This window comes from Erwinia pyrifoliae DSM 12163, from assembly GCF_000026985.1.
In the GTDB taxonomy this organism is placed as follows: domain Bacteria; phylum Pseudomonadota; class Gammaproteobacteria; order Enterobacterales; family Enterobacteriaceae; genus Erwinia; species Erwinia pyrifoliae.
In genome coordinates this window covers 1,693,695-1,718,739 of sequence record NC_017390.1, presented here as the reverse complement: position 1 = coordinate 1,718,739, position 25,045 = coordinate 1,693,695, and the positions used below count along the sequence as shown (strand labels likewise).

Annotated in this window: 24 protein-coding genes and 1 tRNA gene; 12 read left to right on the top strand and 13 right to left on the bottom strand. The window is 54.5% G+C overall.

Going from position 1 to position 25,045, the window contains the following annotated elements:
* Window positions 1-167 precede the first annotated feature (167 nt).
* Window positions 168-4,115 (top strand): trifunctional transcriptional regulator/proline dehydrogenase/L-glutamate gamma-semialdehyde dehydrogenase, encoded by a 3,948-nt coding sequence (gene putA / locus EPYR_RS07605; protein ID WP_012667818.1) that lies wholly within the window; start codon window positions 168-170, stop codon window positions 4,113-4,115.
* An 88-nt stretch (window positions 4,116-4,203) separates the two neighbouring features.
* Here the strand turns inward: putA and EPYR_RS07600 are convergent, their stop codons facing one another.
* The 5 genes from EPYR_RS07600 to EPYR_RS07580 form a co-directional block, all read right to left on the bottom strand.
* Window positions 4,204-4,410 carry a hypothetical protein gene (locus tag EPYR_RS07600; protein ID WP_012667817.1) on the bottom strand — a complete coding sequence of 69 codons (207 nt, stop codon included), beginning with the start codon at window positions 4,408-4,410 and terminating at the stop codon, window positions 4,204-4,206.
* A gap of 238 nt (window positions 4,411-4,648) precedes the next feature.
* Entirely contained in the window at window positions 4,649-5,173 is a 525-nt protein-coding gene (gene fliZ / locus EPYR_RS07595; protein ID WP_012667816.1) for a flagella biosynthesis regulatory protein FliZ, read from the bottom strand.
* 41 nt (window positions 5,174-5,214) lie between these two features.
* Window positions 5,215-5,937 carry an RNA polymerase sigma factor FliA gene (locus tag EPYR_RS07590; RefSeq protein ID WP_012667815.1) on the bottom strand — a complete coding sequence of 241 codons (723 nt, stop codon included), beginning with the start codon at window positions 5,935-5,937 and terminating at the stop codon, window positions 5,215-5,217.
* A 156-nt stretch (window positions 5,938-6,093) separates the two neighbouring features.
* Window positions 6,094-7,062, bottom strand: coding sequence for an HNH endonuclease signature motif containing protein (locus tag EPYR_RS07585; RefSeq protein WP_012667814.1), 969 nt, complete (start codon window positions 7,060-7,062; stop codon window positions 6,094-6,096).
* A gap of 70 nt (window positions 7,063-7,132) precedes the next feature.
* Entirely contained in the window at window positions 7,133-7,975 is an 843-nt protein-coding gene (locus EPYR_RS07580; RefSeq protein ID WP_012667813.1) for a flagellin N-terminal helical domain-containing protein, read from the bottom strand.
* Window positions 7,976-8,251: 276 nt separating this feature from the next.
* On the opposite strand from EPYR_RS07580, the gene fliD reads away from it, so the two are divergent.
* The 4 genes from fliD to amyA all read left to right on the top strand — a co-directional run bounded on the left by fliD (window position 8,252) and on the right by amyA (window position 12,087).
* Window positions 8,252-9,655, top strand: a complete 1,404-nt coding sequence (fliD, locus tag EPYR_RS07575) for a flagellar filament capping protein FliD (RefSeq protein ID WP_012667812.1) — start codon at window positions 8,252-8,254, stop codon at window positions 9,653-9,655.
* A gap of 17 nt (window positions 9,656-9,672) precedes the next feature.
* Window positions 9,673-10,071: a flagellar export chaperone FliS gene (fliS, locus tag EPYR_RS07570; protein ID WP_012667811.1), complete on the top strand. Its 399-nt coding sequence runs from the start codon at window positions 9,673-9,675 to the stop codon at window positions 10,069-10,071.
* A 12-nt stretch (window positions 10,072-10,083) separates the two neighbouring features.
* Entirely contained in the window at window positions 10,084-10,452 is a 369-nt protein-coding gene (gene fliT / locus EPYR_RS07565; RefSeq protein ID WP_012667810.1) for a flagella biosynthesis regulatory protein FliT, read from the top strand.
* A gap of 132 nt (window positions 10,453-10,584) precedes the next feature.
* Window positions 10,585-12,087, top strand: coding sequence for an alpha-amylase (gene amyA / locus EPYR_RS07560; protein ID WP_014538832.1), 1,503 nt, complete (start codon window positions 10,585-10,587; stop codon window positions 12,085-12,087).
* Between the two features lie 23 nt (window positions 12,088-12,110).
* Here amyA and yedD read toward each other — a convergent pair whose 3' ends face one another.
* Window positions 12,111-12,536, bottom strand: a complete 426-nt coding sequence (gene yedD, locus EPYR_RS07555; RefSeq protein WP_012667808.1) for a lipoprotein YedD — start codon at window positions 12,534-12,536, stop codon at window positions 12,111-12,113.
* Window positions 12,537-12,811: 275 nt separating this feature from the next.
* Here yedD and EPYR_RS07550 point away from each other — a divergent pair, with 275 nt between their 5' ends.
* A complete protein-coding gene (locus EPYR_RS07550; RefSeq protein WP_012667807.1) occupies window positions 12,812-13,135 on the top strand; it encodes a DUF6388 family protein in 324 nt (107 codons plus the stop codon).
* A gap of 64 nt (window positions 13,136-13,199) precedes the next feature.
* Here EPYR_RS07550 and EPYR_RS07545 read toward each other — a convergent pair whose 3' ends face one another.
* The 4 genes from EPYR_RS07545 to EPYR_RS07535 all read right to left on the bottom strand — a co-directional run bounded on the left by EPYR_RS07545 (window position 13,200) and on the right by EPYR_RS07535 (window position 14,943).
* Window positions 13,200-13,379, bottom strand: coding sequence for a YodC family protein (locus EPYR_RS07545; protein WP_012667806.1), 180 nt, complete (start codon window positions 13,377-13,379; stop codon window positions 13,200-13,202).
* 180 nt (window positions 13,380-13,559) lie between these two features.
* Window positions 13,560-13,691 carry a hypothetical protein gene (locus tag EPYR_RS21345; protein ID WP_014538830.1) on the bottom strand — a complete coding sequence of 44 codons (132 nt, stop codon included), beginning with the start codon at window positions 13,689-13,691 and terminating at the stop codon, window positions 13,560-13,562.
* 53 nt (window positions 13,692-13,744) lie between these two features.
* Entirely contained in the window at window positions 13,745-14,656 is a 912-nt protein-coding gene (locus EPYR_RS07540) for a DUF808 domain-containing protein (RefSeq protein ID WP_014538829.1), read from the bottom strand.
* A gap of 11 nt (window positions 14,657-14,667) precedes the next feature.
* Window positions 14,668-14,943 (bottom strand): hypothetical protein, encoded by a 276-nt coding sequence (locus EPYR_RS07535; RefSeq protein WP_012667804.1) that lies wholly within the window; start codon window positions 14,941-14,943, stop codon window positions 14,668-14,670.
* Between the two features lie 161 nt (window positions 14,944-15,104).
* On the opposite strand from EPYR_RS07535, the gene yedA reads away from it, so the two are divergent.
* The gene (gene yedA / locus EPYR_RS07530; protein WP_012667803.1) at window positions 15,105-16,019 is read left to right on the top strand and encodes a drug/metabolite exporter YedA; all 915 of its coding nucleotides are present in this window, start codon (window positions 15,105-15,107) and stop codon (window positions 16,017-16,019) included.
* 3 nt (window positions 16,020-16,022) lie between these two features.
* Here the strand turns inward: yedA and EPYR_RS07525 are convergent, their stop codons facing one another.
* Together EPYR_RS07525 and EPYR_RS07520 are read right to left on the bottom strand one after the other, a co-directional pair.
* Entirely contained in the window at window positions 16,023-16,490 is a 468-nt protein-coding gene (locus EPYR_RS07525) for a very short patch repair endonuclease (RefSeq protein ID WP_012667802.1), read from the bottom strand.
* An 81-nt stretch (window positions 16,491-16,571) separates the two neighbouring features.
* On the bottom strand, window positions 16,572-17,975 hold the full coding sequence (locus EPYR_RS07520) for a DNA cytosine methyltransferase (RefSeq protein ID WP_012667801.1): 1,404 nt from the start codon (window positions 17,973-17,975) through the stop codon (window positions 16,572-16,574).
* A gap of 154 nt (window positions 17,976-18,129) precedes the next feature.
* Here EPYR_RS07520 and EPYR_RS07515 point away from each other — a divergent pair, with 154 nt between their 5' ends.
* Window positions 18,130-18,789, top strand: a complete 660-nt coding sequence (locus tag EPYR_RS07515; protein WP_012667800.1) for an epoxyqueuosine reductase QueH — start codon at window positions 18,130-18,132, stop codon at window positions 18,787-18,789.
* Between the two features lie 72 nt (window positions 18,790-18,861).
* On the opposite strand, the gene EPYR_RS07510 is transcribed toward EPYR_RS07515, so the two are convergent.
* Complete coding sequence (locus tag EPYR_RS07510) at window positions 18,862-19,551, bottom strand: phosphohydrolase (RefSeq protein ID WP_012667799.1); 690 nt, start codon at window positions 19,549-19,551, stop codon at window positions 18,862-18,864.
* Window positions 19,552-20,137: 586 nt separating this feature from the next.
* Between EPYR_RS07510 and EPYR_RS07505 the strand changes: the two genes are divergently transcribed.
* The 4 genes from EPYR_RS07505 (at window position 20,138) to katG (ending at window position 24,891) form a co-directional block, all read left to right on the top strand.
* Entirely contained in the window at window positions 20,138-20,794 is a 657-nt protein-coding gene (locus EPYR_RS07505) for a hypothetical protein (protein ID WP_012667798.1), read from the top strand.
* Between the two features lie 42 nt (window positions 20,795-20,836).
* The gene (gene mtfA, locus EPYR_RS07500; RefSeq protein WP_012667797.1) at window positions 20,837-21,619 is read left to right on the top strand and encodes a DgsA anti-repressor MtfA; all 783 of its coding nucleotides are present in this window, start codon (window positions 20,837-20,839) and stop codon (window positions 21,617-21,619) included.
* Between the two features lie 99 nt (window positions 21,620-21,718).
* Window positions 21,719-21,794 (top strand) — tRNA-Asn (locus EPYR_RS07495).
* A 904-nt stretch (window positions 21,795-22,698) separates the two neighbouring features.
* Window positions 22,699-24,891 (top strand): catalase/peroxidase HPI, encoded by a 2,193-nt coding sequence (gene katG / locus EPYR_RS07490; RefSeq protein ID WP_012667795.1) that lies wholly within the window; start codon window positions 22,699-22,701, stop codon window positions 24,889-24,891.
* The last annotated feature ends 154 nt before the right edge of the window (window positions 24,892-25,045 follow it).

Below are 25,045 nucleotides of genomic sequence, written 5' to 3'. Positions count from 1 at the left end.
CGGCAAGGATCTTACAGCAATATTCATGCCGCTTTTTGTCTGATACCGGTGGTCAGGTTATCAGTAATGAGGCGGGGGTCACATTTAACGTGGTTGCACAAAGTTGCAACATCAGTGATATTGCAGTCTATATCGTTAGCCATCTACTGATTCGGGAGCTGTAAGGCATGGGCACGACCACTATGGGTGTGAAACTGGACGACGCCACGCGCGATCGTATTAAGCAGGCGGCGGCGCAGATCGACCGCACGCCGCACTGGCTGATCAAGCAGTCCATTTTCAATTATCTGCAACAGTTAGAACAAGGCAGTGCGCTACCTGAACTGCCAGTCAATGGCGAGCAGGCGGAAAGCGATGAACGCCCGCCGGAAGAGGCGCACCAGCCGTTTCTGGACTTTGCCGAGCATATCCTGCCGCAGTCAGTGGCCCGCGCTGCCATCACCTCCGCATGGCGGCGCCCGGAAACTGAAGCGGTGCCCATGCTGCTGGAACAGGCACGTTTACCGGCTAACCTTGCCGAGGCAACGCACCGTCTTGCCTGGCAGCTTGCGGATCGGCTGAGACACCAAAAAGGTGCAGGTGGACGCGCCGGCATGGTGCAAAGCCTGCTGCAGGAGTTTTCGCTGTCCTCACAAGAAGGCGTGGCGCTTATGTGCCTGGCGGAGGCCCTGCTGCGCATTCCCGATAAGCCAACGCGCGATGCGTTGATCCGCGATAAAATCAGTAACGGCAACTGGCATTCGCACCTCGGACGCAGCCCGTCGCTGTTTGTCAACGCCGCGACCTGGGGCTTGCTGTTCACCGGTCGCCTGGTCTCGACCCATAACGAAGCCAATTTGTCGCGTTCGCTCAATCGCATCATCGGTAAGAGCGGCGAGCCGTTGATCCGCAAAGGCGTCGATATGGCCATGCGTCTGATGGGCGAGCAGTTCGTCACCGGCGAAACCATTGCCGAAGCGCTGGCCAATGCGCGCAAGCTGGAAGAGAAAGGTTTCCGCTACTCATACGATATGCTGGGTGAAGCTGCGCTCACCGCCCAGGATGCCAAAGCCTATCTGATCTCCTATCAGCAGGCGATCAACGCGATTGGTAAAGCCTCAAACGGGCGCGGAATTTACGAAGGCCCGGGCATTTCGATCAAGCTTTCGGCTCTGCACCCGCGCTACCAACGCGCCCAATACGACCGGGTGATGGAAGAGCTGTACCCATTGCTGAAATCGCTGACGCTGCTGGCCCGCTCTTACGATATCGGCATTAATATCGATGCCGAAGAGGCCGACCGCCTGGAGCTGTCGCTGGATCTGTTGGAAAAACTGTGTTTCGAGCCGGAGCTGGAGGGCTGGAACGGTATTGGCTTCGTGATTCAGTCCTATCAGAAACGCTGTCCGATGGTGATCGATTATCTGACCGACCTCGCGCAGCGCAGCCGCCGCCGCCTGATGATCCGCCTGGTCAAAGGTGCGTACTGGGATAGCGAAATTAAACGCGCCCAGATGGACGGGCTGGAAGGCTACCCGGTGTACACCCGTAAGGTGTACACCGATATCTCCTATATCGCCTGCGCCCGCAAATTGCTGGCGGCGCCAAACCTTGTCTATCCACAGTTCGCCACCCATAACGCCCATACGCTGGCGGCCATTTACCAGCTGGCTGGCAACAACTATTATCCTGGCCAGTACGAATTCCAGTGCCTGCACGGCATGGGCGAACCGCTATATGAACAGGTTGTAGGGAAAGTTGCCGACGGTAAACTTAACCGCCCTTGCCGCATCTATGCACCGGTAGGTACGCATGAAACGCTGCTGGCCTATCTGGTGCGTCGCCTGCTGGAAAACGGTGCCAATACCTCTTTTGTTAACCGCATTGCCGATGCCACCTTGCCGCTTGACGAGCTGGTAGCAGACCCGGTGGCTGCGGTGGAAAAACTGGCCAACAGCGAAGGCGCCGTCGGTTTGCCGCATCCGAAAATCCCGCTGCCACGCGATCTGTACGGGAAACATCGGCAGAATTCCGCCGGGCTGGATCTGGCCAACGAACACCGTCTGGCTTCTTTGTCCAGCGCTTTGTTAAGCGGTGCCAGTCAGAACTGGCAAGCGCAGCCGTTGATTGACGGTCCGCTGGAGACGGGAGAACTGCTGCCGGTGCGAAACCCGGCAGAGCCGCTGGACGTGGTCGGACAGGTACGTCATGCCACGGCCGGAGAAGTTTCTGCCGCGCTGGATGCGGCGGTCACCGAAGGGGCCATCTGGTTTGCCACTCCGCCCCAGGAACGCGCCGCCATTCTGGAGCGCGCTGCGGTCATGATGGAGGGCCAGATGCAGCATCTGATCGGCATTCTGGTACGTGAAGCCGGTAAAACCTTCAGTAACGCCATTGCCGAAGTGCGCGAGGCGGTCGACTTCCTCAACTATTACGCCGGACAGGTGCGCGACGACTTTGATAATGAGACCCACCGCCCGCTCGGTCCGGTGGTGTGCATCAGTCCGTGGAACTTTCCGCTGGCGATTTTCAGCGGGCAGATTGCTGCCGCGCTGGCGGCTGGCAACAGCGTGCTGGCTAAACCGGCTGAGCAAACGCCGCTGATTGCGGCACAGGCGGTTACCATTCTGCATGACGCCGGCGTGCCGCCTGGCGCGTTGCAACTGCTGCCGGGCGCGGGCGAAACCGTGGGCGCACAGCTGGTTCAGGATGAACGCGTACGCGGTGTGATGTTTACCGGCTCCACCGCCGTTGCCACTCTGTTGCAACGTAATCTGGCCAGCCGTCTCGACCCGCAAGGCCGCCCAACGCCGCTGGTGGCCGAAACCGGCGGGATGAACGCGATGATCGTGGATTCTTCAGCCCTCACCGAACAGGTTGTCACCGATATTGTGGCCTCTGCTTTCGACAGTGCGGGACAACGCTGTTCCGCTCTGCGCCTGCTGTGCATACAGGAAGACGTCGCGGAACATACCTTACAGATGCTGCGCGGTGCGATGGCCGAATGTCGTATGGGTAACCCTGAGCGTTTCTCCACCGACATTGGCCCGGTGATCGATGCCGAAGCGAAAGCCAGCATCGAACAGCATATCCGGGCTATGCAGGGCAAGGGTTTCAGCGTCTTCCAGACGGCCCAGCAGCAGGCACAGGATTGCCGTGAATGGCAAAGCGGCACTTTCGTGCTGCCAACTCTGATTGAGCTGAATGACGTATCCGACCTGACTCAAGAGGTGTTTGGCCCGGTGCTGCATGTGGTGCGCTTTGCGCGCAGTCATCTGCCGCAGCTGGTGCAGCAGATTAACGCATCCGGATACGGCTTAACCCTGGGCGTGCATACGCGCATTGATGAAACTATCGCCCAGGTAACGCAGAAGGCACACGTTGGCAACCTGTACGTTAACCGCAATATCGTCGGTGCGGTCGTTGGCGTGCAGCCGTTCGGTGGTGAAGGGCTGTCCGGCACCGGCCCTAAAGCCGGTGGGCCGCTGTATCTGTACCGTCTGCTGTCGCACCGGCCGGACGGCGCGCTGCGCGTGACGCTGGATCGCCATGATAAAGAGCGACCGATGGATGCCCTGCTGCGCCCCGCTCTGCTGCAACCGCATCAGGCATTGAGCGAGTGGGCCGCCGAGCGTCCTGAACTGGCTGCCTGCTGCGCACGCTACGCGGAACTGGGTCAGGGTGGCACCGTGCGCCTGCTGCCCGGGCCGACCGGGGAGCGTAATACCTTTGCCCTGCTGCCACGCAATCAGGTGCTGTGCCTGGCAGACAACGAACAGGATGCGCTGGTGCAGCTGGCAGCCGTCACCGCAGTCGGCAGTCGGGCGTTGTGGAGCGACGATGAGCTGCATCGTAACCTGTGGCGGCAGTTGCCTGAACAGGTTCGCCAGCGCATCGACTTTTCTGCAGTACCGCTGGAACAGGGTGAATTTGACGCGGTTATCTGGCACGGTGATGCCGACCAGCTACGCGCGCTGTGTGAAGCCGTGGCCGCGCGGGACGGCGCCATTGTTTCGGTACAGGGATTTGCGCGCGGAGAAACCAATCTGCTGCTGGAGCGTCTGCTGCTGGAGCGTTCGCTCAGTGTCAACACCGCAGCGGCGGGCGGCAATGCCAGCCTGATGACCATCGGCTAACGGCAGCCTGATGGGTTGGTGAGCCGTTGACGCTATGCCAGATGGCAGCCCGGTTTTGACCGGGCTGCTTTTTTTGTCGTTTAGCCAGTCATGCGCTCAGTGGCGCGCGGATCTCCAGCGCCAGCGAACGGCGGAGGGCCTCCACTTTCACCCGCCGACCGGTCGCCTTGCATGACACCGTCACGCTTGCCAGTTCGCATTCAGGCAGCGGCTGTTCCAGCCAGCCATGGGTGCCGGCAGACCACCACGGCGGCAAAATCCCCCCCTCGCTGTGATGGGCAATTTCTGTGCACATTCAATGTAGCCCAGTGCCCCCAGCGCGTGGAACCGCCGAAAGCCACTGGCGTGACACCGTCACGCTTGATGACAATATCACGTCCAGGAAAGCTTGATAAACGGGCAAGGTGCTATGAGGCGGTGGGCGCACCCGGTAGTTCAATACGGGGAAAGTGAATGATATTGTGTAAAGACAAGCTGGCCTGTATAGCTGGCGCTTAAGTTATCTCTACGGTGTTACAAACATTCCCCGTCGGTCATCTGCCAGCAGCGGATAACTTATTACTCTGCCAGCCGAGGAATTGATCGTACTTACGCAGCGCGATACGATAATTGTTGTTACCGGCGTCCGGCAGATCGTTTTTAAGACATTCTTGCCAGCTCGGGCCGTAAAGCCGTTCCGACGGGAAATTGCGCGCCGACAGCATACCGTCAAGACGACGCAGGCGAACAACGTATTCGCGAATGGTGCTGTGGCTCATTTCCGTCTGTTCAAACAGATACTGTTTGAACGCCATAATGTCGAAGTAGGTTGGATTGGTGTTGCAATAAATGTCGCTACAGAAACGACACAGTGCAGTCAGCTCAAGTTGCAGCTTCAACCAGACCCGCTCATCCACAGGCTGATCCATCCTGGCGATGGCTTCTTTATTGATGATTTGACCGCGAAACACCAGCGCCATACGATCCAGTACCTTAGCGCAATGTGAGCAATGGATCTGGCTGTGTTTGTAGTCTTTCAAATAGCGGCTTAACGGCCTGGTTTGAATTTTCATTACCATTTAAGGTTCCCGGTTAGGTTGAAAGGGCAAAACTGACTTTGTCAGCACGCTCCCGATAACCTGGCTCGCAGGCGTTTTATCGCCTGGCTGTGCAGCTGGCTGACGCGGGATTCCCCTACCTCCAGCACTGCGCCAATCTCTTTCAAATTCAGCTCTTCCTGGTAATAGAGCGTAAGCACCATTTTTTCGCGCTCGGGCAAGCCATCAATCGCTTCGATAACACGGTCGCGCAGATCCCCCTCCAGCAGCTGATGCAGCGGATTTTCCTGCTCGTGGCCTTCCGTCACCAGTTCCGCGCTGTCGCCATGTTCCTCACGATATTCATCGAAGGAAAACAGCTGACTGTTATTGGTATCCAGCAGAATTTGTCGGTACTCCTCCAGTGGAACATCTAACTGTGCCGCCACTTCCTGTTCGGTAGCCGTTCGGCCCAATGCCTGTTCCACCTGGTGCATGGCTCCTGCCACTTCGCGCGCGTTGCGACGCACGCTGCGCGGCGCCCAGTCGCGGCTACGCAGCTCGTCGAGCATGGCACCGCGAATACGCTGTACGGCATAGGTGGTAAACGCCGTTCCCTGCATGGCATCGTAACGTTCTACCGCGTTCAGCAGTCCGATCCCTCCGGCCTGAAGCAGGTCGTCAAGTTCAACGCTGGCCGGCAGACGAACCTGAAGGCGCAGCGCCTCATGACGCACCAGCGGTATGTATCGCTGCCACAGCGAATGTTTGTCCATCACGCCATTGGCGGTATACAGATCGTTCACTCTGACCTACCCAGGATTAATTAAGTTATCGGCATGATTATCGGTTTCTGTTGCTATTTTGATTGAGGGAATAGCGGTTAAAAACGCGGGTTATTTCATTTTTGTTGGTTGATAGCTCCCCGCTATCCGCATCTCTGGCACGGGGGAGCCGTCAGGTTAAACGTGGCTCAGGAGCCGCTGGCGCGTGGTTTCCGGCACCAGCGCCCACAGGGCGCAGACCTGGCCCTCAAGCTGCTGATAAAAGGGCAACAGAGCGCAATCTTGCGGAGAAATGCAGCGAAAATGCACCGTCCCCTGAACCGGATCGATGCTCATCCGTTTACTGGCAAACAGCCGTTGCAGATCGCTACGCAAGAAAAGACCGTTATCCGTGCTGTTATCCAGCAAAAAATCCTGTTCGTTCTCCCGCGTGTTGATATGGCAGGCTTCGACCCACGGCCACGCATGCTCGTCGGTCAGTTGCGTCCCGGTGACCACGCAGGCACCGTAGCGCTCGCGCAGCGCGCTGGTGAACTCCTGGTGGCTGACGCGATGCCACAGGCGTGCTTTCACCCTTCGCCCCACCTGAGTGCCGGCAATGACGCCGCCAGGCTGCGGCAGCAGCGGCGAGGTCAGCACCACAATAAACTGCAACTGGCGCGCATATTCAAAGCAGGGGTGCGACTGGCGGTCATACAGCTGCCAGTATTCATCCTCTTCTTCAGTGCGCAACAGCATCAGGCTGTAACCGCGTTGCTGAAGCAGGCTTTGTGCCATGATCGACGCCGGATCGAGCATGGCCAACACCTTGCTTTCCCCCATGACTTTCCAGCTATTCCACGCTGCGGGGGCTGCCGGTCGACGAAAGTAGAGAAAGCTCTGCTGGCATTGCAGATAGTGTTCGAAGCGCTGCAGGTAGTTTTTACGCTCGTTATCGTGGCTAATAAACAGCAAGTCTTCCAACGCAATATGGCTGTCTTGACTGGCAAACACGGCGCGGATCGTCCAGTTCTTGCTGGAAGTGGACGGACTGAGCAGGCCACGGGCGGTTAACGATTTATCATCAGGGTACTTTTTGCTGTAGCGGTCGTTTATTTCCTCAAACGGCAGCAGTTCCCCGGGGATCAGGTCATAATTGAAGCGCATAAAACACTCCAGAGAAAAAAAACCCCGCAAGCGCGGGGTTAAAGGGTTCAGTAAGGGGTTAACGCGAGGGTTAGCCCTGCAGCAGAGACAGAACCTGCTGTGGAACCTGGTTCGCTTTAGCCAACACGGAGTTGCCTGCCTGCTGGATGATCTGTGCCTTAGACATGTTGGACACTTCAGTTGCGTAATCCGCATCCTGGATGCGTGACTGTGCAGAAGACAGGTTAGTCGTGGTGTTGTTCAGGTTGGTCACCGCAGAATCCAGACGGTTCTGTACCGCACCCAGGCCTGAACGCAGTTTGTCAACGCTGGCAATGGCTTTGTCCAGCAGAGTCAGCGGATCGGCAGTGGTAGCTGCTGCGGTGGTGCCATCAGCTTCTTTCGTCGCCACGGTGAATTTATCCAGACCCAGGGTAGCAGAGTCGATTTTCTTCAGGCCAACTTCGATCGTTTCGTTATCGTTAGCACCCACCTGGATTTTCATGGCGTTGTCCTGAGCCAGAACTTTCACGCCGTTGAACTGAGTCTGACCCGATACGCGGTCAATTTCGTCCAGACGTGATTTGATTTCGTCCTGGATTGAAGACAGGTCAGAATCAGAGTTAGTGCCGTTTTTAGCCTGAACGGTCAGTTCACGTACGCGCTGTAAGTTGTTGTTGATGCCTGACAGAGCGCCTTCAGTGGTCTGTGCCAGCGAGATACCGTCGTTAGCATTACGCGCAGCCTGAGTCAGGCCCTTGATATTGGCGGTGATGCGGTTAGAAATCGCCTGACCTGCTGCATCGTCTTTAGAGCTGGTGATGCGTGAACCAGAAGACAGACGCTCCATAGAAGATGACAGCGCTGACTGGTTTTTGTTGATGTTATTTTGAGTGATCAGCGAGAGGCTGTTGGTATTGATAACTTGTGCCATGATAGATGTTCCTGTTTAATCAGTTCGGTTGTATGGGTTAGGGTTATTCGCCCCCGGCTTCATCGCCGTCAAAGTTGTTATCGTCTGCCTCTCAATAACCTTTAGAACTTTTTTACACTCGCGCTGATTTTTTTCTTTCCCTGCTACTGCACGAAATGCCCCTCTTTATTGCCGCTATTCTTTTTATTGCACCAGTTAAATAATCGTAAACTTTGCTCAATAACAGCCGATAACCTCCGTACCCATACTCCGTGCTGACGATAAAAAGGAAACATCATGGCTAGTATTTCTACTTTAGGTATCGGCTCCGGCCTCGATCTGAATAGCATTCTGGATAAAATGCAAACGGCAGAGAAAGAGGCTCTGAAGCCCATCACTAATCAGCAAACGGCATCAAACGCCAGGCTGAGCGCCTATAGCACCATGAAAAGCGCGCTGGAAACCTTCCAGACCGCTAACGCTAAACTGAATAATGCCGATCTGTATAGCGCTACCACCACCACCAGCAGTTCCAGCGCCTTCAGCGCAACCACCACTGCCGCCGCCACTGCGGGCAAATACAACATCAGCGTGTCGTCCCTGGCCAGGGCGCAAACCCTGACCACGGCGGTACAGAGCAGCAACAGTAAAGCTCTGGCTAGCAGCGACAGCACGATTGCCATTAAACTGGCGGGTAGCAACAATGTGGTCAATGTGGCAGTCAGTGCTACGGACTCTTCGCTGAACGGCATGCGTGATGCGATCAATAAAGCCAATGCAGGCGTTACCGCCAGCATTATCAAAAGCGGCGATGGCAGTTATCGCTTGTCACTGACCTCGGCTAAAACCGGAACCGACAATGCGATGACGCTGTCCGTTAGCGGCGACAGTGCGCTGCAAGGCATGCTTAATTATGATGGTGCTGGCAGCAGCAATCTTACGCAGAGCGTGGCGGCGCAAAATGCCAAATTAACGGTAAACAACGTTGAGATCGAAAACAGCAGCAACACCATCAGTGATGCACTGGAAGGAATAACCCTTAACCTTAGCGATATGACCAGCGGCAACCAGACGCTGGCGGTTAATAAAGACACCAACAGTACCTCGACGGTGATTTCCGACTGGGCAAATGCTTACAACACTCTGCTGGATACCTTTGGCACGCTGACCAAATACACCGCAGTGAAAAAGAATGCTGATACTCAGGACAGCAGCAACGGCCCGCTGCTTGGCGACAGCACCCTGCGTACGATTCAGTCGCAGATGAAAACGATGCTAACCAACGCCTCCAGCACGTCGACCTTTAAGACGCTGTCGCAAATCGGTATCACCAGCGATCCCAGCACCGGCAAGCTCAAAACCGATAAAACCACACTCGATGCGGCGCTGACCAAAGATCCTGAAGGAATCAAAGCGATGATTTTCGGTGATGGAAAAACCACCGGGATCGCCACCAAAATGGCGAAAAGCCTCACCGGCTGGTTATCTGCTACCGGTGAAGTTCAAGCGGCAAAAGACGGTGTCAGCAAGACGCTGACCAGCCTTAACGCGCAGTATACAAAGGTCAGCGACCGTATTGATGACACCATTGCGCGCTTGAAAAAGCAGTTTACCGCATTGGATGTCACCATTAGCAAACTGAACTCTACCAGCAGCTATTTGACGTCGCAGTTTTCTACCTCAAGCAGTTCCAGTAAGTAATAAGGTAAGGAGCCAAAATGTATAGTGCCAGCGGTACGAAAGCCTATGCAAAAATCGGCGTAGAAAGTGCAGTAATGAGTGCCAGCAACGACCAGCTGATTACCCTACTGTTCGACGGGGCGCTTAGCGCCCTGGTGCGCGCTCGTCTGTTTTTGCTGGACGGTAACACGGTAAAAAAAGGAGAGTCGCTTTCCAAAGCGATAAACATCATCGATAACGGTTTGAAGCCGGGTGTGGATGCAACCAGTGACGACGAGTTAACGCGCAACCTGGCAGAACTGTACCGTTATATGGTGTACCGCCTGCTGCGCGCTAACCTGGATAACGATGCTGAAGGTATTGAAGAAGTTGAAGCGCTGCTGCGCAATATTGCCGATGCCTGGAAAGAGGTTTCTGGCACCACCGCTTTGGTTTAGGACGTTTTACTCATGAATAATGCCCGGTATCTGTTCGCGCTCTATCAGGATATTTTGACCCACAGCCAGTCTATGCTGCGTTTGGCTGCGAACAGTCAGTGGGAAGAACTGACCAACAGGGAAGTGAATCATTATCTCAGCGCCGTGGAAAAGCTGACGCAGGCGATGCAGCAGCAACACGTTACGTCCCACACTCAGGATCTGCTGCGCCCGGTGCTGCGTCACATCCTTGATAATGAAGCGGAAATAAAGCAACTGCTCCAGTATCGTCAGGAGGAAATCTCCTCGCAAATCCAGCAAGCCGGCCGCCAGAAATCCGTCAATAGTGCCTACAGCCAAAGCGCCGGAGTGGTGTTATTTCCTACCCGTACCCACGGATAATGCTCATTTCTCGCTGGGTCAGCCTGACTCAGCGCCCGTTTTGCATCGGCGCGAAAAAATAAATTCGCGCCGGCCCGCGCTTTTCCACCGCTCTCGCGCATACTTCATTTTCACCTCGGTTGAAAATGGAACATGTCTATGCGCAATCTCACGCTGTTGCAGTTTTTTCACTGGTATTACCCCACAGGCGGCAAACTTTGGCCGGAAGCGGCAGAACGTGCGCCGTGGCTGGCGGAGATGGGTATCAGCGCCGTCTGGCTGCCCCCGGCGTATAAAGGCGAATCCGGCGGTTATTCGGTGGGCTACGACAGCTACGATCTGTTTGACCTGGGAGAATTCGATCAAAAAGGTTCACGCGCCACCAAATACGGTGACAAACAGCAACTTTTGCACGCCGTTGAAACACTGAAAGCCCACGGCGTGGGGGTGCTCCTTGATGTGGTACTGAATCATAAAATGGGTGCCGACGAAAAAGAGCAGATACAGGTTAACCGCGTTAATCCGGATAATCGCGAGGAAATCGATCCCGAGGTGCTGGAGGCAGAGGCATGGACGCGCTTTACCTTTCCGGCACGTCGTGGTCAGTATTCGCAGTTTACCTGGGACTACAAGTGCTTCAGCGGCGTCGATCATATTGAAAACCCCGATGAGAACGGCGTGTTTAAAATCGTTAATGATTATACCGGCGAAGGCTGGAACCAGCAGGTGGATGACGAGCTGGGCAATTTCGATTATCTGATGGGTGCCAATATCGATTTCCGCAACCACGCGGTGACCGAGGAGCTAAAGTACTGGGCGCGTTGGGTCATGGATGAAGTGCACTGCAGCGGTTTTCGTCTCGACGCGGTGAAGCACATCCCTGCCTGGTTTTATAAAGAGTGGATTGAGCATGTGCAGGAGGTGGCCGAAGAACCGCTGTTTATCGTCGCGGAATACTGGTCACACGAGGTGGATAAGCTGCAGCAGTATATTCATCAGGTTGAAGGCAAAACCATGCTGTTTGACGCTCCGCTGCAGATGAACTTCCACCGTGCCTCAAAACAGGGAGCCGATTACGATCTCAGCCAGATATTCACCAATACGCTGGTGGCGGCCGACCCGTGGCATGCGGTGACCCTTGTTGCCAACCACGATACCCAGCCGCTCCAGGCGCTGGAAGCACCGGTAGAACCCTGGTTTAAGCCGCTGGCCTACGCGCTGATCCTGCTGCGTGAAAATGGAGTTCCCGTGCTGTTTTATCCCGACCTCTTTGGTGCCAGCTACGAAGATGAAGGCAACGACGGCGAACAGTATCAAATTGATATCCCGATCATTGCCGAACTTGAAGCGCTGGTGCGCGCCAGGCAGCTGTACGCCCACGGGGCGCAGCGCGAGTGGTTCGACAATCCTGACTGTATCGCCTTTTCCCGCAGCGGTACGGAAGAACTTCCCGGCTGCGTGGTGATAATGTCGAACAGCGGCGCGGGAGAGAAAACGCTGGAACTGGGGGGGAACTTCGCCGGAAAGCAGTGGTATGACTATCTCGGTCACGTTGCGGATCGGATAAACAGCGACGAACAGGGTACGGCGGTGTTTCGCTGCCAGCCCGGCAGCGTCAGCGTATGGGTCATTGAACAGCAGCCAGTCGCAGACTGATTTATCACGACTGGCCGTGGCGTTTAGCGCGTTTTAACCTTGTCAGCCGGCTTCTTCAGGGCGTCGAGCTGCTGCTGACACTCGGCCGTGGGCTGCGCAACCTTCTGTAAAATTAACCTGTCGTAATGCAACTCGTTGCCTTTCAGCTCCAGCGGCATCACACGCTGCTGGGTATTGACGTTAACCCACTGGTCATCAGCCCGGGTCAGCTTTCCGGGCTTTGCCAGCACGCGCTGCCACTGGCGGCAGTCAAGCGTTTCGCCCTGTGCGGTGATAAGCAGGCTGGCTTTCGCCTGGTCACTGACCAGACCGCTCTGTGGCCCGAAGGTTTGCCAGTTGCCCACCAGCTCGGCCGGGGCTGGCGTTTTCACCGCTCCGGAATAGTTTGGCAGCTCTGCGCAACCATTCAAAACCATGGCTCCCACCGTAGCGATAATCCACTTTTTCATTCTTTCATCCTGATTTTCTTAATAACGCGATAAGTTATAATTTTTGACTGCCCTGCCGCAAGTCTGATGCGCCATGACACAGCCATTTTTGCTCTTTCTGCGATATCCCATTAATTTCCGCTAACAGGCGTCATGCCGCAGGCAATTTCTCCGCCGTGCGGACCACAATGAGCAATCAGGGCGACAGACGCACTCCTGCCCGGCTTTCACCGATTAAGCGCCCCGTGTACACTGTGACCCGCATCTATCCAGGCACTTATGCAGGCAGAACCGCTATGAAAACCGTTGAAGAATATTACGCCATCGCCAAAGAACTGTTTCTTGAAGCGCATCCGACGCTGAAATCCGGCATTGAAAATCTCACCACCGAACAGGCCGCCACGCTCGGTATCAGCCTGGAACAGCTACAGTCCATGCAAAAAGACCGCGCATATGCGGCCTGGGTCCGCGAAAAGAAACTCGACGGCATGCTGTTTGCTATCCAGCTGGCCGAGCCGGATAAAGAAGTGATGGTTGTGGCAATTGAGCACTATCTGCACTCCCATGCTGAAGCGCTGGGGATGAGCTGGGAAGAATTTTGTCTTAAAAACGAACTTTAAACGTGCCGGGCGAGCAGATCATGCATCGCCCACCGGCAAGCGGCTATCGCGTCAGGTCCTTTGGTTAGCTCATCAGATGCGCTGCTGAATCCTTCAACAACAGTTCCTCCGCGCTATAGGCCTCACGCCGGACGCTAAAACCGTCATACCAGCGGCACTCAACCATGCCGCTGGCGAAACCTGTCACAATCATTGCTGGCCCCCCCTCCTTGTGCTGCACTTCATCGCTTATCGTAAAGTCCATCAAGCACCTCTCAACCGACTGGGTATCCAAGCCTTAGTTATAGCATCTGAGCATTATTTGTTCCGTTAATACCGGGTTAAACATGTGTTAATTAAAATTAAGCGGTTAAAAACGCAGGAAATAAAAAAAGCGAGGCGTTTAAGCACTCGCTTTTTATGTGAAGCTCGTCTCATTTATGGGCTAGATTTTACAGCCTTCGCAATCGGCTTCGTCACCGAGGTCGACAGGAACTTCTGCTGCTTTCTGCTCGGCGCGCGCGCGCGCCTGCTCCAGCTCTGCATCAATATCAAATTCGAAAATATCGTCTTGCATTATCCACCTCACAAAAAAGGGCAGCCTGGATAAAACGGCTTTCAGCCCCGCCTTTATACGGATGACTGACGCATTTTGCCAACCCTATTTACCACCCACAGCACAATCGAACCCACGATAAAGCCCAGTACCAGATTAGCCAGATTATTGACCACTGCTGCCATCAGGCCAGGCATCTCCGCGCTGAATTCAGCAATCGGGTGATGCAATTGCGGCAGCCCGTGTACGATTATCCCGCCGCCGACCAGGAACATAGCCAGCGTACCGACCACCGTCAGGGTTTTCATCAGCCAGGGAGCCGACGCCAACAGTAACCCACCCATCGCCTGAGCGGACGACGCGCTTTTTTGCTTCAGCCACAGGCCGAGATCGTCAATTTTCACGATAGCTGCCACAATGCCATACACGCCAATGGTCACCAGGATGGCCACGCCTGCCAGGATAATGACCTGATTAAGCAGCGGTGCCTCGGAGACAATGCCGAGAGTGATTGCCACAATTTCCGCCGAGAGGATAAAGTCAGTACGCACCGCCCCTTTCACTTTCTTCTTCTCAAAAGCGGCCGGATCCTGTTGCGCGACCTTGAGCAGCCGTTGTTCCCGCGCCTCTGGCGTCTCCTCGCTTTTGTTCTTATGCAGGCTGTGCAGTACCTTTTCCACGCCTTCATAGCAAAGGTATGCGCCCCCCACCATCAGCAACGGAGTAATAGCCCACGGGGCGAAGGCGCTGATCAGCAGCGCCAGCGGTACCAGAATCAGCTTATTAAGGAACGAGCCTTTCGCCACGCCCCATACTACCGGCAGTTCACGACTGGCATTCATCCCGCTGACCTGTTGTGCGTTCAGCGAAAGGTCATCACCCAGCACGCCGGCGGTTTTCTTCGCTGCGACTTTACCCATAACGGCAACATCGTCCAGCAGCGTGGCAATATCATCCAGCAAGGTCAATAAGCTACTTCCAGCCAAAATCTCATTCCTTATTTATGTTCATCATATTGACAACAGGGGCACAGTTCTACTTCACTCACCGCCATATCGGCGATGCCGTCGCAGTCCCACTCAACACGTACCGACTGGCCTTGTGCTTGCGCATGGTGCAGGTACTTACTCACCGGGCTCTCTGTCATTCCACCGATCTGTTCAGTAGCGATCAGATGTTCGCCTACATAAATACGCGCCGTAGCCTCGGTGTTCACCATGCGTTCGCCGCTGAGTTTATACAAACGTCTTACCGTCAGTTTGACACTGCCCATGGCCCACCTTTGGCTGGCTATATTAATAAGAAATCGATCTAAGCAATTATGAGCAACAAGTGCAAATTTTGTAAAAAAAAATGCCTATTCATTGCCAATGAGTGGCAAAATCTTCGCCACATTGCAGTCTGTTAACCTGATTTTAACCGGAAGATCCTGACATGACACTACGCCGTGCGCCCAAACTGCTGCCTCTGGTGGCAGCGCTGTTTGCTCTCTACTTTATTTGGGGTTCTACCTATCTGGTTATCCGCATTGGCGTTGAAAGCTGGCCGCCGATGATGATGGCCGGGCTGCGCTTTTTACTGGCTGGCGTGGTGCTGCTGACTTTGCTGTTACTGCGGGGAGAGAAGCTTCCCCCGCTGCGCGCGGCCGGAAATGCGGCGCTGATTGGCGTACTGCTGCTGGCGATGGGCAACGGCGCGGTGACCGTAGCCGAGCACCAGCATGTCCCTTCCGGGCTGGCAGCAGTCATGGTCGCCACCGTGCCGCTGTTCGCCATGTGTTTCAGCCGGCTGTTTGGCATCGCGACACGGTGGGTTGAGTGGCTGGGGATCGGCATCGGGCTGGTCGGGATTATCCTGCTTAACAGCGGCGGACATCTGGCGGGCAATCCGTGGGCGGCGTTGATGATCCTCGCGGGGTCTATGAGCTGGGCGTTTGGTTCAGTATGGGGATCGCGCGTTGAACTGCCGCACGGCATGATGGCCGGAGCCATCGAAATGCTGGCCGCTGGCGTCGTGTTACTGACGGCAAGCGCCATCAATGGCGAACATTTGACGCAGGCACCGGCGCTTAATGGCCTGCTGGCGCTCGGTTACCTTAGCCTGTTCGGTTCAGTGATTGCCATCAACGCCTATATGTTCCTGATCCGCAATGTCAGCCCGGCAATCGCCACCAGCTATGCCTACGTTAATCCGGTGGTAGCGGTGCTGTTAGGTATTGCCTTTGCCGGTGAGAGCCTGACGGAGCGCGAATGGCAGGCGCTGGGCATTATCGTATTGGCGGTGATTCTGGTGACGCTGGGAAAATATTTTCTGCCGGCCAGGCCGGTGGTAAAAACCTTCGAGCCTTAATCCTTACAGCTGACGAATACCCCATTCGTCGATCTCGCCGTTGCCCGCTGCGGCGCAGATCCACTCCTCCAGACGCGTGCTGATCTCCTGCTCCTGCAGCCTGGTTTTTCCGCGCAGCGCGCACTCCCAAACCAACAGTACGCGCCAGCCGCTGGCGGTCAACTCGGCAATATGGCGCTGGTCACGGGCGACATTACTGTCAATTTTTCCCTGCCAGAACGCCGTGCGCGTGGCGGGCAATTTGAACAGATGACAGTGATGGCCGTGCCAGAAACAGCCGTGGACAAAAATAATTGCCCGCCAGTCAGGCAGGATAAAATCGGGTCGCCCCGCCAGCGCTTTGTCCTGTACCCGGTAAGGCAGGCCAAGCTCGCTCAACAGCGCAGCAAGGCGTTGTTCAATTGCCGTATCGCGGGTACGAATGGCGCGCATGTTTTTGCTACGCACCGCTGAGGTATGAACGTCGGCCATCTTGATATTCCCTCAATGATGACAATAAGTGTAGCTAAAACTGGCGCGGCAGTAGCGGCAACACTTCACATTCCCTGACTGTCACTGACGCTGGCGCACCGCCTGCTCGATCCATGGCAGCAGAAGTTTTGCTACCGCTGCGAAGGCAGGCACCACCACCGAGTTGCCAAACTGCCGATAAGCCTGGGTATCCGAAACCGGAATACGGAATGTCTGTGCGCCGGGCTGCTCGAAGCCCATTAACCTTGCGCACTCACGCGGCGTCAGGCGGCGCGGCCGACGCTGCTGGTTGTCGGGGTTATCGAAATCCCGCTCTCCTGTCGCCTTATCCCAGCCGCGATCGATCAGGATCTCCGAACCGTCTTTGTAATAGCGTGCTGACAGGGTGCGTACCACGCCGTTTTCCAGCGCCGGGTCCACCAGCCCATAACCAAAACCGTTGCCGCGCGCCTGATGTTTTTTTGCATACTGATAAAGGTATTTCCATAAGGTCGGCGTCAGAATATATTTCGCCTCAACGTGGCTATCCAGCAGCGCTTTTAGCGGGGTACGCTGTAGTGGGTACAATGCGGGCAACGCGCTCAGACTGAAAGCGGGCAGCTTGAGATCGCGTCGGAAACCGACCAGAATAATGCGCTCCCGGTGCTGCGGCAGAAAGTGCTTACCGTCGACGATTTTCGGGTCCTGCGGCCCGCTGACGTCGGCATCCGCCACCTCGTAGCCCAGCTCATCCAGCGTTGCCATAATCACGCGGAATGTGTTGCCGTTATCGTGGCTCTTCAGGTTTTTCACGTTTTCCAACACGAAAATCGCCGGCTTTTTCGCCGTAATAATGCGCGCTACATCAAAAAAAAGCGTCCCCTGGGCTTCGCATTCAAAGCCGTGCGCGCGTCCGAGCGCATTTTTTTTTGATACGCCTGCCAGCGAGAATGGCTGGCAAGGAAAACCGGCCAGCAGCACATCATGATCCGGCACCTGCTGCTGAATATGCTGGTAGGCTTGCCTGTCGGTGATTTCGGGCTTGCCGCTCAGGGTGACATCACGGATATCCTGATTGAAGCGGTGCTGCCGTTCATCGCAATACCAGTTGGCTTTGTAAGTGCGCACCGCGTGCTTATTCCACTCGCTGGTAAATGCGCACTGGCCGCCAATGGCTTCAAAACCGCTGCGTATGCCTCCAATTCCGGCGAACAGATCGATAAAGCGAAACGCATAGTCAGGATGATGTGCGGGAGGTGCCGGCAGCATGTTGTGCAACATGCTGACTTCAGCTTCATTTAGCGTGTGGCTTCTACTGCCTTTAATCCAACGATTGACGGAGTCTCGCGTCCATTCCCGAAGGCTGACCTTACCTAAGGTCGCTGCTACGGTCTTCCGATCGTAAATCTCCAGCACGCGCAGTAACAGCTGGCGATCATCGTCTTCTTTCTGCCGTGCTTGTGCCTGTCGGCCTGGCCCGGCGGCCACGCGGTCAAAATCGCTCATAATCACTCGGTAAAAGGAATAAACGGGTGACAGTCTATCACTTCACTGGTCCTTAACCAGGAGAATTCATCCCTGACGTGATGAAGGGTAATGACAGCGCAGCAGGGTGCTACTACAATGGTGCGGTTTTCTTATTAGCATTGGAATTGTCCCCATGAGCGCACCACAACGCGACCTGCTGACGCTGCCAGACGGCGCAAAAAAACTCCTGCTGCACTCCTGCTGTGCCCCCTGTTCCGGCGAAGTGATGGAGGCCCTGCAGGCATCCGGCATTGACTACACCATTTTCTTCTACAACCCGAATATTCACCCACAGAAAGAGTATCTGTTGCGTAAAGAAGAAAATATTCGCTTTGCTGAACAGCACGGCATCCCGTTCGTCGATGCCGACTACGATACTGATAACTGGTTTGAACGTGCAAAAGGCATGGAGATGGAGCCAGAACGCGGTGTGCGCTGTACCATGTGCTTTGATATGCGCTTTGAACGCACTGCGCTTTATGCATGGGAAAACGATTTCCCGGTGATCTCCAGCTCGCTGGGCATTTCGCGCTGGAAAAATATGCAGCAAATCAACGACTGCGGTGACCGTGCCGCCGCGCCCTATCCCGGCATCAGCTATTGGGATTATAACTGGCGCAAAAAAGGCGGCTCGGCGCGCATGATAGAGATCAGCAAACGCGAACGTTTCTATCAGCAGGAATACTGCGGCTGTGTGTATTCGCTACGCGACACCAACCTTCATCGTAAAAGCCAGGGGCGTCCGTTAATCAAACTGGGCGTACTCTATTACGGTGATGACCAGGCGGAATAGCGATGATTTGGCGTCCTTGTGCTCGGGACGCCGGGTAATATGACGGTGAGTTATTCAACGTCTGTCAGGCGGTTAAAGGCTGAATTCGGCCAGCACGCTTTCATCCAGGGCGAAAAAATCGCCCTTCAGTTCTGCACACAGTTTTGCCATATAGGTTACCAGGAAGTCGGCATTATATTGCGCAAGACGCTTACCCTCAGCCGTTTGCATCGTTTGCGGTAGCTTGAGTAATTTCTTTTGAAAATGATCCAATGCCCATCGGGCATCATCCAGCGGGCGTTCGCGCCCAAGCGGATCGCTGCTATCGAATAACGCCCGCCCTAACGCGCCAGAGACATAAAATACGCGCGCAAGGCCAATCGCCCCCAGGGACTCAATCCGGTCAGCATCCTGAACGATTTTAGCCTCAATTGTTTCTGCCGCCACCCCGGCACTAAAACTGTGCGCGTGGACGGCATGCGTCACTGCATCTATTTTATTGCATGGAAAGTCCGGGAATATCTGCCGTAAAATGCGCCGCGTCTCGTCAGCAGCCTGTGCCGAAGCGAGATGCCGCTGTGGGTGGTTTTTCGGCAGGTTAACAATATCGTGGAAGTAGCATCCGGCCATCACCACCAGCGCATCCGCATCAACCCCCTGCATGATGCGCTGCGCGGTTTGCCAAACCCGCTTAAGGTGTGCCACGTCATGGGCTTTGTCATCATGCTGCCAGCTTTCGTTAAGCCAGTGTTCAAAACGTGATTGCCAGTGAGCCAGCGTCATGGGCTTCTCCTTCATGTTCAGACGTTTTTGAGATGTCATGAGTGATTGCCCATTTGCGGCCGCCAACGATCGACGGCATAATTTGAGCTAAATCAAACTGATAGGTTTATTTGTTGCTCAGTACATCACTTTTTTCATATTGGACAGTGACCCGTGCTGTTTCAGGCATCTTCAATTCCCGTTAATGATCAATTGCCGTGATGAAATAGCGTGGCCGGGGTAAAACGCCCTGAGACAGCTCATCAGTATATGCCTGTCGGCTTCACCCTGTCTTCTGCTGTTAAGCCACAGGTTACTGCGCCGGACACCGGGTATTTCAACACTAACGTATTGTATTGGTATAAAATATCAAGCTGACGACATAATGGAATGTCCAACGTGCCGGGCGCTAAGGGCAAATTGTAACCTGGCAAAGTGCTCATTCCCGTCAATCACTTCAGTGCTTTTTTCATCATCTTCACGGAAGGTGAGCCAAAAATTTACCCAAGCTTTTCATTTGAGCTAATGTTAGGAATTACCCTTACAGGATGACGGTTCTATGCACCGGCCTGGAACAAGAATGTGGAATTTTATTAGAGGCCAAACAATGAAAGAACGCCCGATTTTATTCAGCCATCAACGGGTGCGCGCCCTGCTCTCGGGCCAACAACGACAAACACGGCGTATCATGAAATCACAACCTCTTGAACCAGGTCAGGATAATCACGAAGGCTGCTATGGTATCGACGTGCTGGGTAATCATCTGCAGGGTAACCGCGTACTGAGCCTCGATAATCTGAGCCACCACTGCCCTTACGGACAGCCTGGTGATCGCCTGTGGGTACGTGAAACATGGCGTGGGCCGATTGTACCGGCAGAGGATATCGTGCGCTACCAGCAGTCACCGTCGCAGTTCAAAAAGGCAGATTATTGCCAGTATCAGGCCGACAGCAGCATTTATAGTGCAGACGATCAGGAACAACTGGGTGGGTGGCAGGCAGGCATTCATATGCCGCGCTGGGCCAGCCGTATCGATCTGCTTATCACCGATATCCGGGTAGAAAAGATCCAGGATATCAGCGATGACGATGTGATGGCGGAAGGCGTGCAGGTTGAGACTCACTTTCTCAACAATTTTTTCACTCTGCAAAGCGAAGCTGGATCGGCAAAAGACGCCTATCGCAAGCAGTGGGTCACGCTATACGGCTGCAACAGCTGGGAAGCAAATCCCTGGGTATGGGTGATCGAATTTAAGCCGATCTGACTGGCGGTTATCACAGCCTTTAGCAGACAAGAGCGAAAACAGATGTTTAAGTGGCCGTGGAAAAGTGAAAAAAACGCACCTGTTGCTGCCCCCCCCTGGACACAGGCGCTGCATATACCGCTACTGACAACCCTGAGCACGGCGGAAAGTCAGGAGCTGTGCCAGCTTGCCGATCGTTTTCTACGCCAGAAACGCCTGGTACCCTTGCAGGGTTTGGTGCTGGATCCGCTCAGTTGCTGTCGTCTGGCTTTACTGTTCTGCCTGCCGGTGATGAGACTCGGCTATGACTGGCTGGACGGTTTTCACGAAGTATTGATCTATCCCTCTCCCTTTGTGGTCGATGAAGAATGGCAGGACGAGTTTGGACTGGTGCACCGCGAACCTACGGTACATGCCGGTCAGAGCTGGCAACAGGGGCCGATCGTTCTCAACTGGCTGGACGTGCAGGTTTCCTTTGACCGCTCCGGTTACAATCTGGTGATCCACGAGGTGGCGCATAAACTGGATGCTCGCGGCAGCGGTATTGCCAACGGCATTCCTGCTATTGCTCTGCACGATGTGATGGGCTGGGAACGCGATCTGCACGCTGCGATGAACCTGATTCAGGAAGAGGTCGACCAGCGAGGAGAAGATGCCGCCAGTATTGACCCCTACGCGGCCAGCGAACCGGCCGAATGCTTTGCTGTTCTTTCAGAGTATTTTTTTAGCGCCCCTGAACTGTTGGTTTCCCGTTTTCCATCGCTTTATCAGCGTCTTTGCCAGTTTTATCGCCAGGATCCCTGGCAGCGCCTGCAAGTACACAATGGTGGAACAACCGTTCATTAATCCACCGGGTTGATGTTAACGCAGCCAGTTGATAGCTAAACTTTTTTTGCTGTTGACAGCCAGAATGCAGATCGCTAGAATTCGCCGCGTTAAAACAAATCCTCTGTAGTTCAGTCGGTAGAACGGCGGACTGTTAATCCGTATGTCACTGGTTCGAGTCCAGTCAGAGGAGCCAATTTAAGGGAAGTGGATGTCTACGGGCGTCTTTTTTTATCTCAGGCTATGTAGTTACCCTCATCACCATGTCCGGCAACGCCCACTGATCCCTACTCCCCCACATTTGAGGTTATGTTTTTTGGTACAATCGGTTCCTTTGTTTTATACCCTCACATGGGAGCCTGACCCGTAGCACTCAATGATGTAAATATAAGCCATGCTACACTTTCCAATAAGCCAGTAAAGCTCACCAATGGCGTCGATATATGTTTGTTGATAAATCCTGACGGCACAAAAGTTACCTGCTGCCGGAAGAATCCCCGCCGTTCCTGAACTTAAACAATATCTCCCCTGCAGCAAAAGAAAACTATTCTGTGTAATCTAATAAACCTCTTTTTTGAAAGTATTTTTATCTTATTAGTTAATGCTCATGTATTTCGCACGGGAATACACTTTCCCTGCCACTAGTTCATTTTCTTAATTTTGTGAAAAATCTTACTTCTTTTTCATGATAAGTAATCAAGATAAATACAATAAAACATAATCTCACTTCTAGAAAATATCTTTTTTAATCCTCGCATTGATATGATTTTCTCCTCGGTGTGAAGGCAGGGTTATTGGCAGCAACTTGTGGCGGTCGCAAACAATCATTCTCCTAAACAGGACTTTTTACTGTTAATGACGAATTTATCCCTAAATGATTTACAATCACACAACAGGAATAATCTGCTGCCGGGACCGCATCATCAAATGAAAACGTGCGGTCTGCAACGGGCTGCTATTTCACCCGTTATGATCTGGAATAAAAATTGAAGCAGAAATATAAAAGGTATTACCTATCAAACAAGTTGATTAATTCAGATATCAACTATCATCAGTGCCCGTTAAGCTGCCTCTGTCAATATGAGTGATGGAGTCCGAAAATGAATACGCATAATACGAATGACAGTGCGCCGGCGGGAAAATGCCCTTTCCATGCCCAAAGTGAGGAAAAAAGCGTTCTGGCCCAAGGTGCTGGTGGCGGAACCCGTCACCGTGACTGGTGGCCTGATCAACTGCGTGTTGATTTATTAAATCAGCACTCTCAACGTTCCAACCCGCTCAATGAAAATTTCAATTATCGTGATGAGTTTCGCAAACTGAACTATCCCCAGCTTAAAGCCGATCTCAAATCACTGCTTAACGACTCGCAGGAGTGGTGGCCCGCCGACTGGGGTAGCTATATCGGGCTGTTTATCCGCATGGCCTGGCACAGCGCCGGTACTTACCGTACCGTTGACGGCCGTGGAGGCTCCGGACGCGGTCAGCAGCGCTTTGCACCGCTTAATGCCTGGCCGGATAACGTCAGTCTGGATAAAGCGAGACGCCTGCTATGGCCGGTAAAGCAAAAATATGGCCAGAAGATATCCTGGGCCGATCTCTATATTCTTGCTGGAAACGTTGCACTGGAAAACGCCGGTTTCAGTACCTTTGGCTTTGCTGCCGGGCGCGAAGACGTCTGGGAGCCTGACCTGGATATCAACTGGGGGGGCGAGAAAGAGTGGCTGACGCACCGCCATCCGGAAAGTCTTGCCAATGCACCACTGGGCGCGACGGAGATGGGGCTTATCTACGTCAATCCGGAAGGCCCTGAAGCCAGCGGTAATCCGGCATCTGCGGCTCCGGCCATCCGCGCCACCTTTGGCAACATGGGGATGAATGATGAAGAGATTGTCGCCCTGATAGCCGGAGGCCATACGCTGGGTAAAACCCACGGTGCCGGAGAGGCCAGCCACGTTGGCGTTGACCCGGAAGCGGCTCCGCTTGAATCCCAGGGGCTGGGCTGGACAAGCAGCTACGGTGGCGGTTCAGGCGCAGACGCCATCACTTCCGGTCTGGAAGTGATCTGGACACAGACGCCAACCCAGTGGAGCAACTCCTTTTTCGAAAACCTGTTCAAATATGAGTGGGTACAAACTCACAGCCCGGCCGGCGCGATTCAGTTCGAGGCTCAGGATGCGGAAGCATCGATCCCCGACCCGTTCGATGCCAATAAAAAGCGTAAGCCTGCCATGCTGGTCACCGATCTGACGCTGCGCTTCGATGCGGAATTTGGAAAAATATCGCGGCGTTTCCTGCAGGATCCGCAGTCGTTTAACGAAGCCTTCGCCCGCGCCTGGTTCAAGTTGACCCATCGAGATATGGGGCCGAAAGCGCGCTATCTGGGGCCTGAAGTCCCGCAAGAAGACCTGCTCTGGCAGGATCCGCTCCCAGTCCCTGTGCACCAGCCCTCGTCCGGTGATATCGACGATGTAAAGGCAGCAATTGCCTTAAGCGGGCTTTCAGTCAGTGAACTGGTGTCGGTTGCCTGGGCATCCGCCTCGACTTTTCGCGGCGGTGACAAACGCGGTGGCGCTAACGGTGCACGCCTGGCCCTGGCGCCACAAAAAGACTGGCCGGTTAATGCCATCGCCAGCCGCGCTCTGCCTCAGCTACAGGCGATACAGCAGGCATCTGGTAAAATTTCGTTAGCGGATACGCTCGTGCTGGCGGGCGTAGTCGGTATTGAGCAAGCCGCAACGGCGGCCGGCGTCAGCATTGAAGTGCCATTTACCGCTGGTCGTGTCGATGCGCGGCAGGAACAGACGGATATCGATTCTTTCAACCTGCTGCAGCCGCTGGCGGATGGTTTCCGCAACTACCAACGTATAGCAAACGGGCCGTCAACCGAGACTTTGCTCATCGACAAGGCCCAGCAGCTGACGTTAAGTACCCCAGAGTTGACCGTGCTGGTTGGCGGGCTGCGCGTGCTTGGCGCTAATTTCGATGCCAGCGAACACGGTGTGCTCACCGAACATGTTGGCGTACTCAGCAACGACTTTTTCGTCAATTTGCTCGATATGCGTACCGCGTGGCGTGCCGCTGACGGCGGAGACGGGCTGTTCGCCGGTTACGACCGTAAAACGGGTGAAGTCAGATACAGTGCCACACGCGCCGACCTTGTATTTGGCTCTAATGCCATCCTGCGAGCAGTGGCAGAAGTTTACGCCTCCGCCGATGCCGGGCAGAAATTTGTCACCGACTTTGTTGCAGCCTGGAACAAAGTGATGAATCTCGACCGCTTCGACCTGGGCTAAACACCACCCGGTAAGGATGACTTACCGGGTTTTCACTGAGTTAAAGGCTGACGGATAGGCTAATCCATAAGGCTTTAACTCTTCGCAAGATGACAGGTCAATCTCAGGACTCCAGCCGGCTTTATGGCGGATGACACCAGAACGCTTTCCCCTT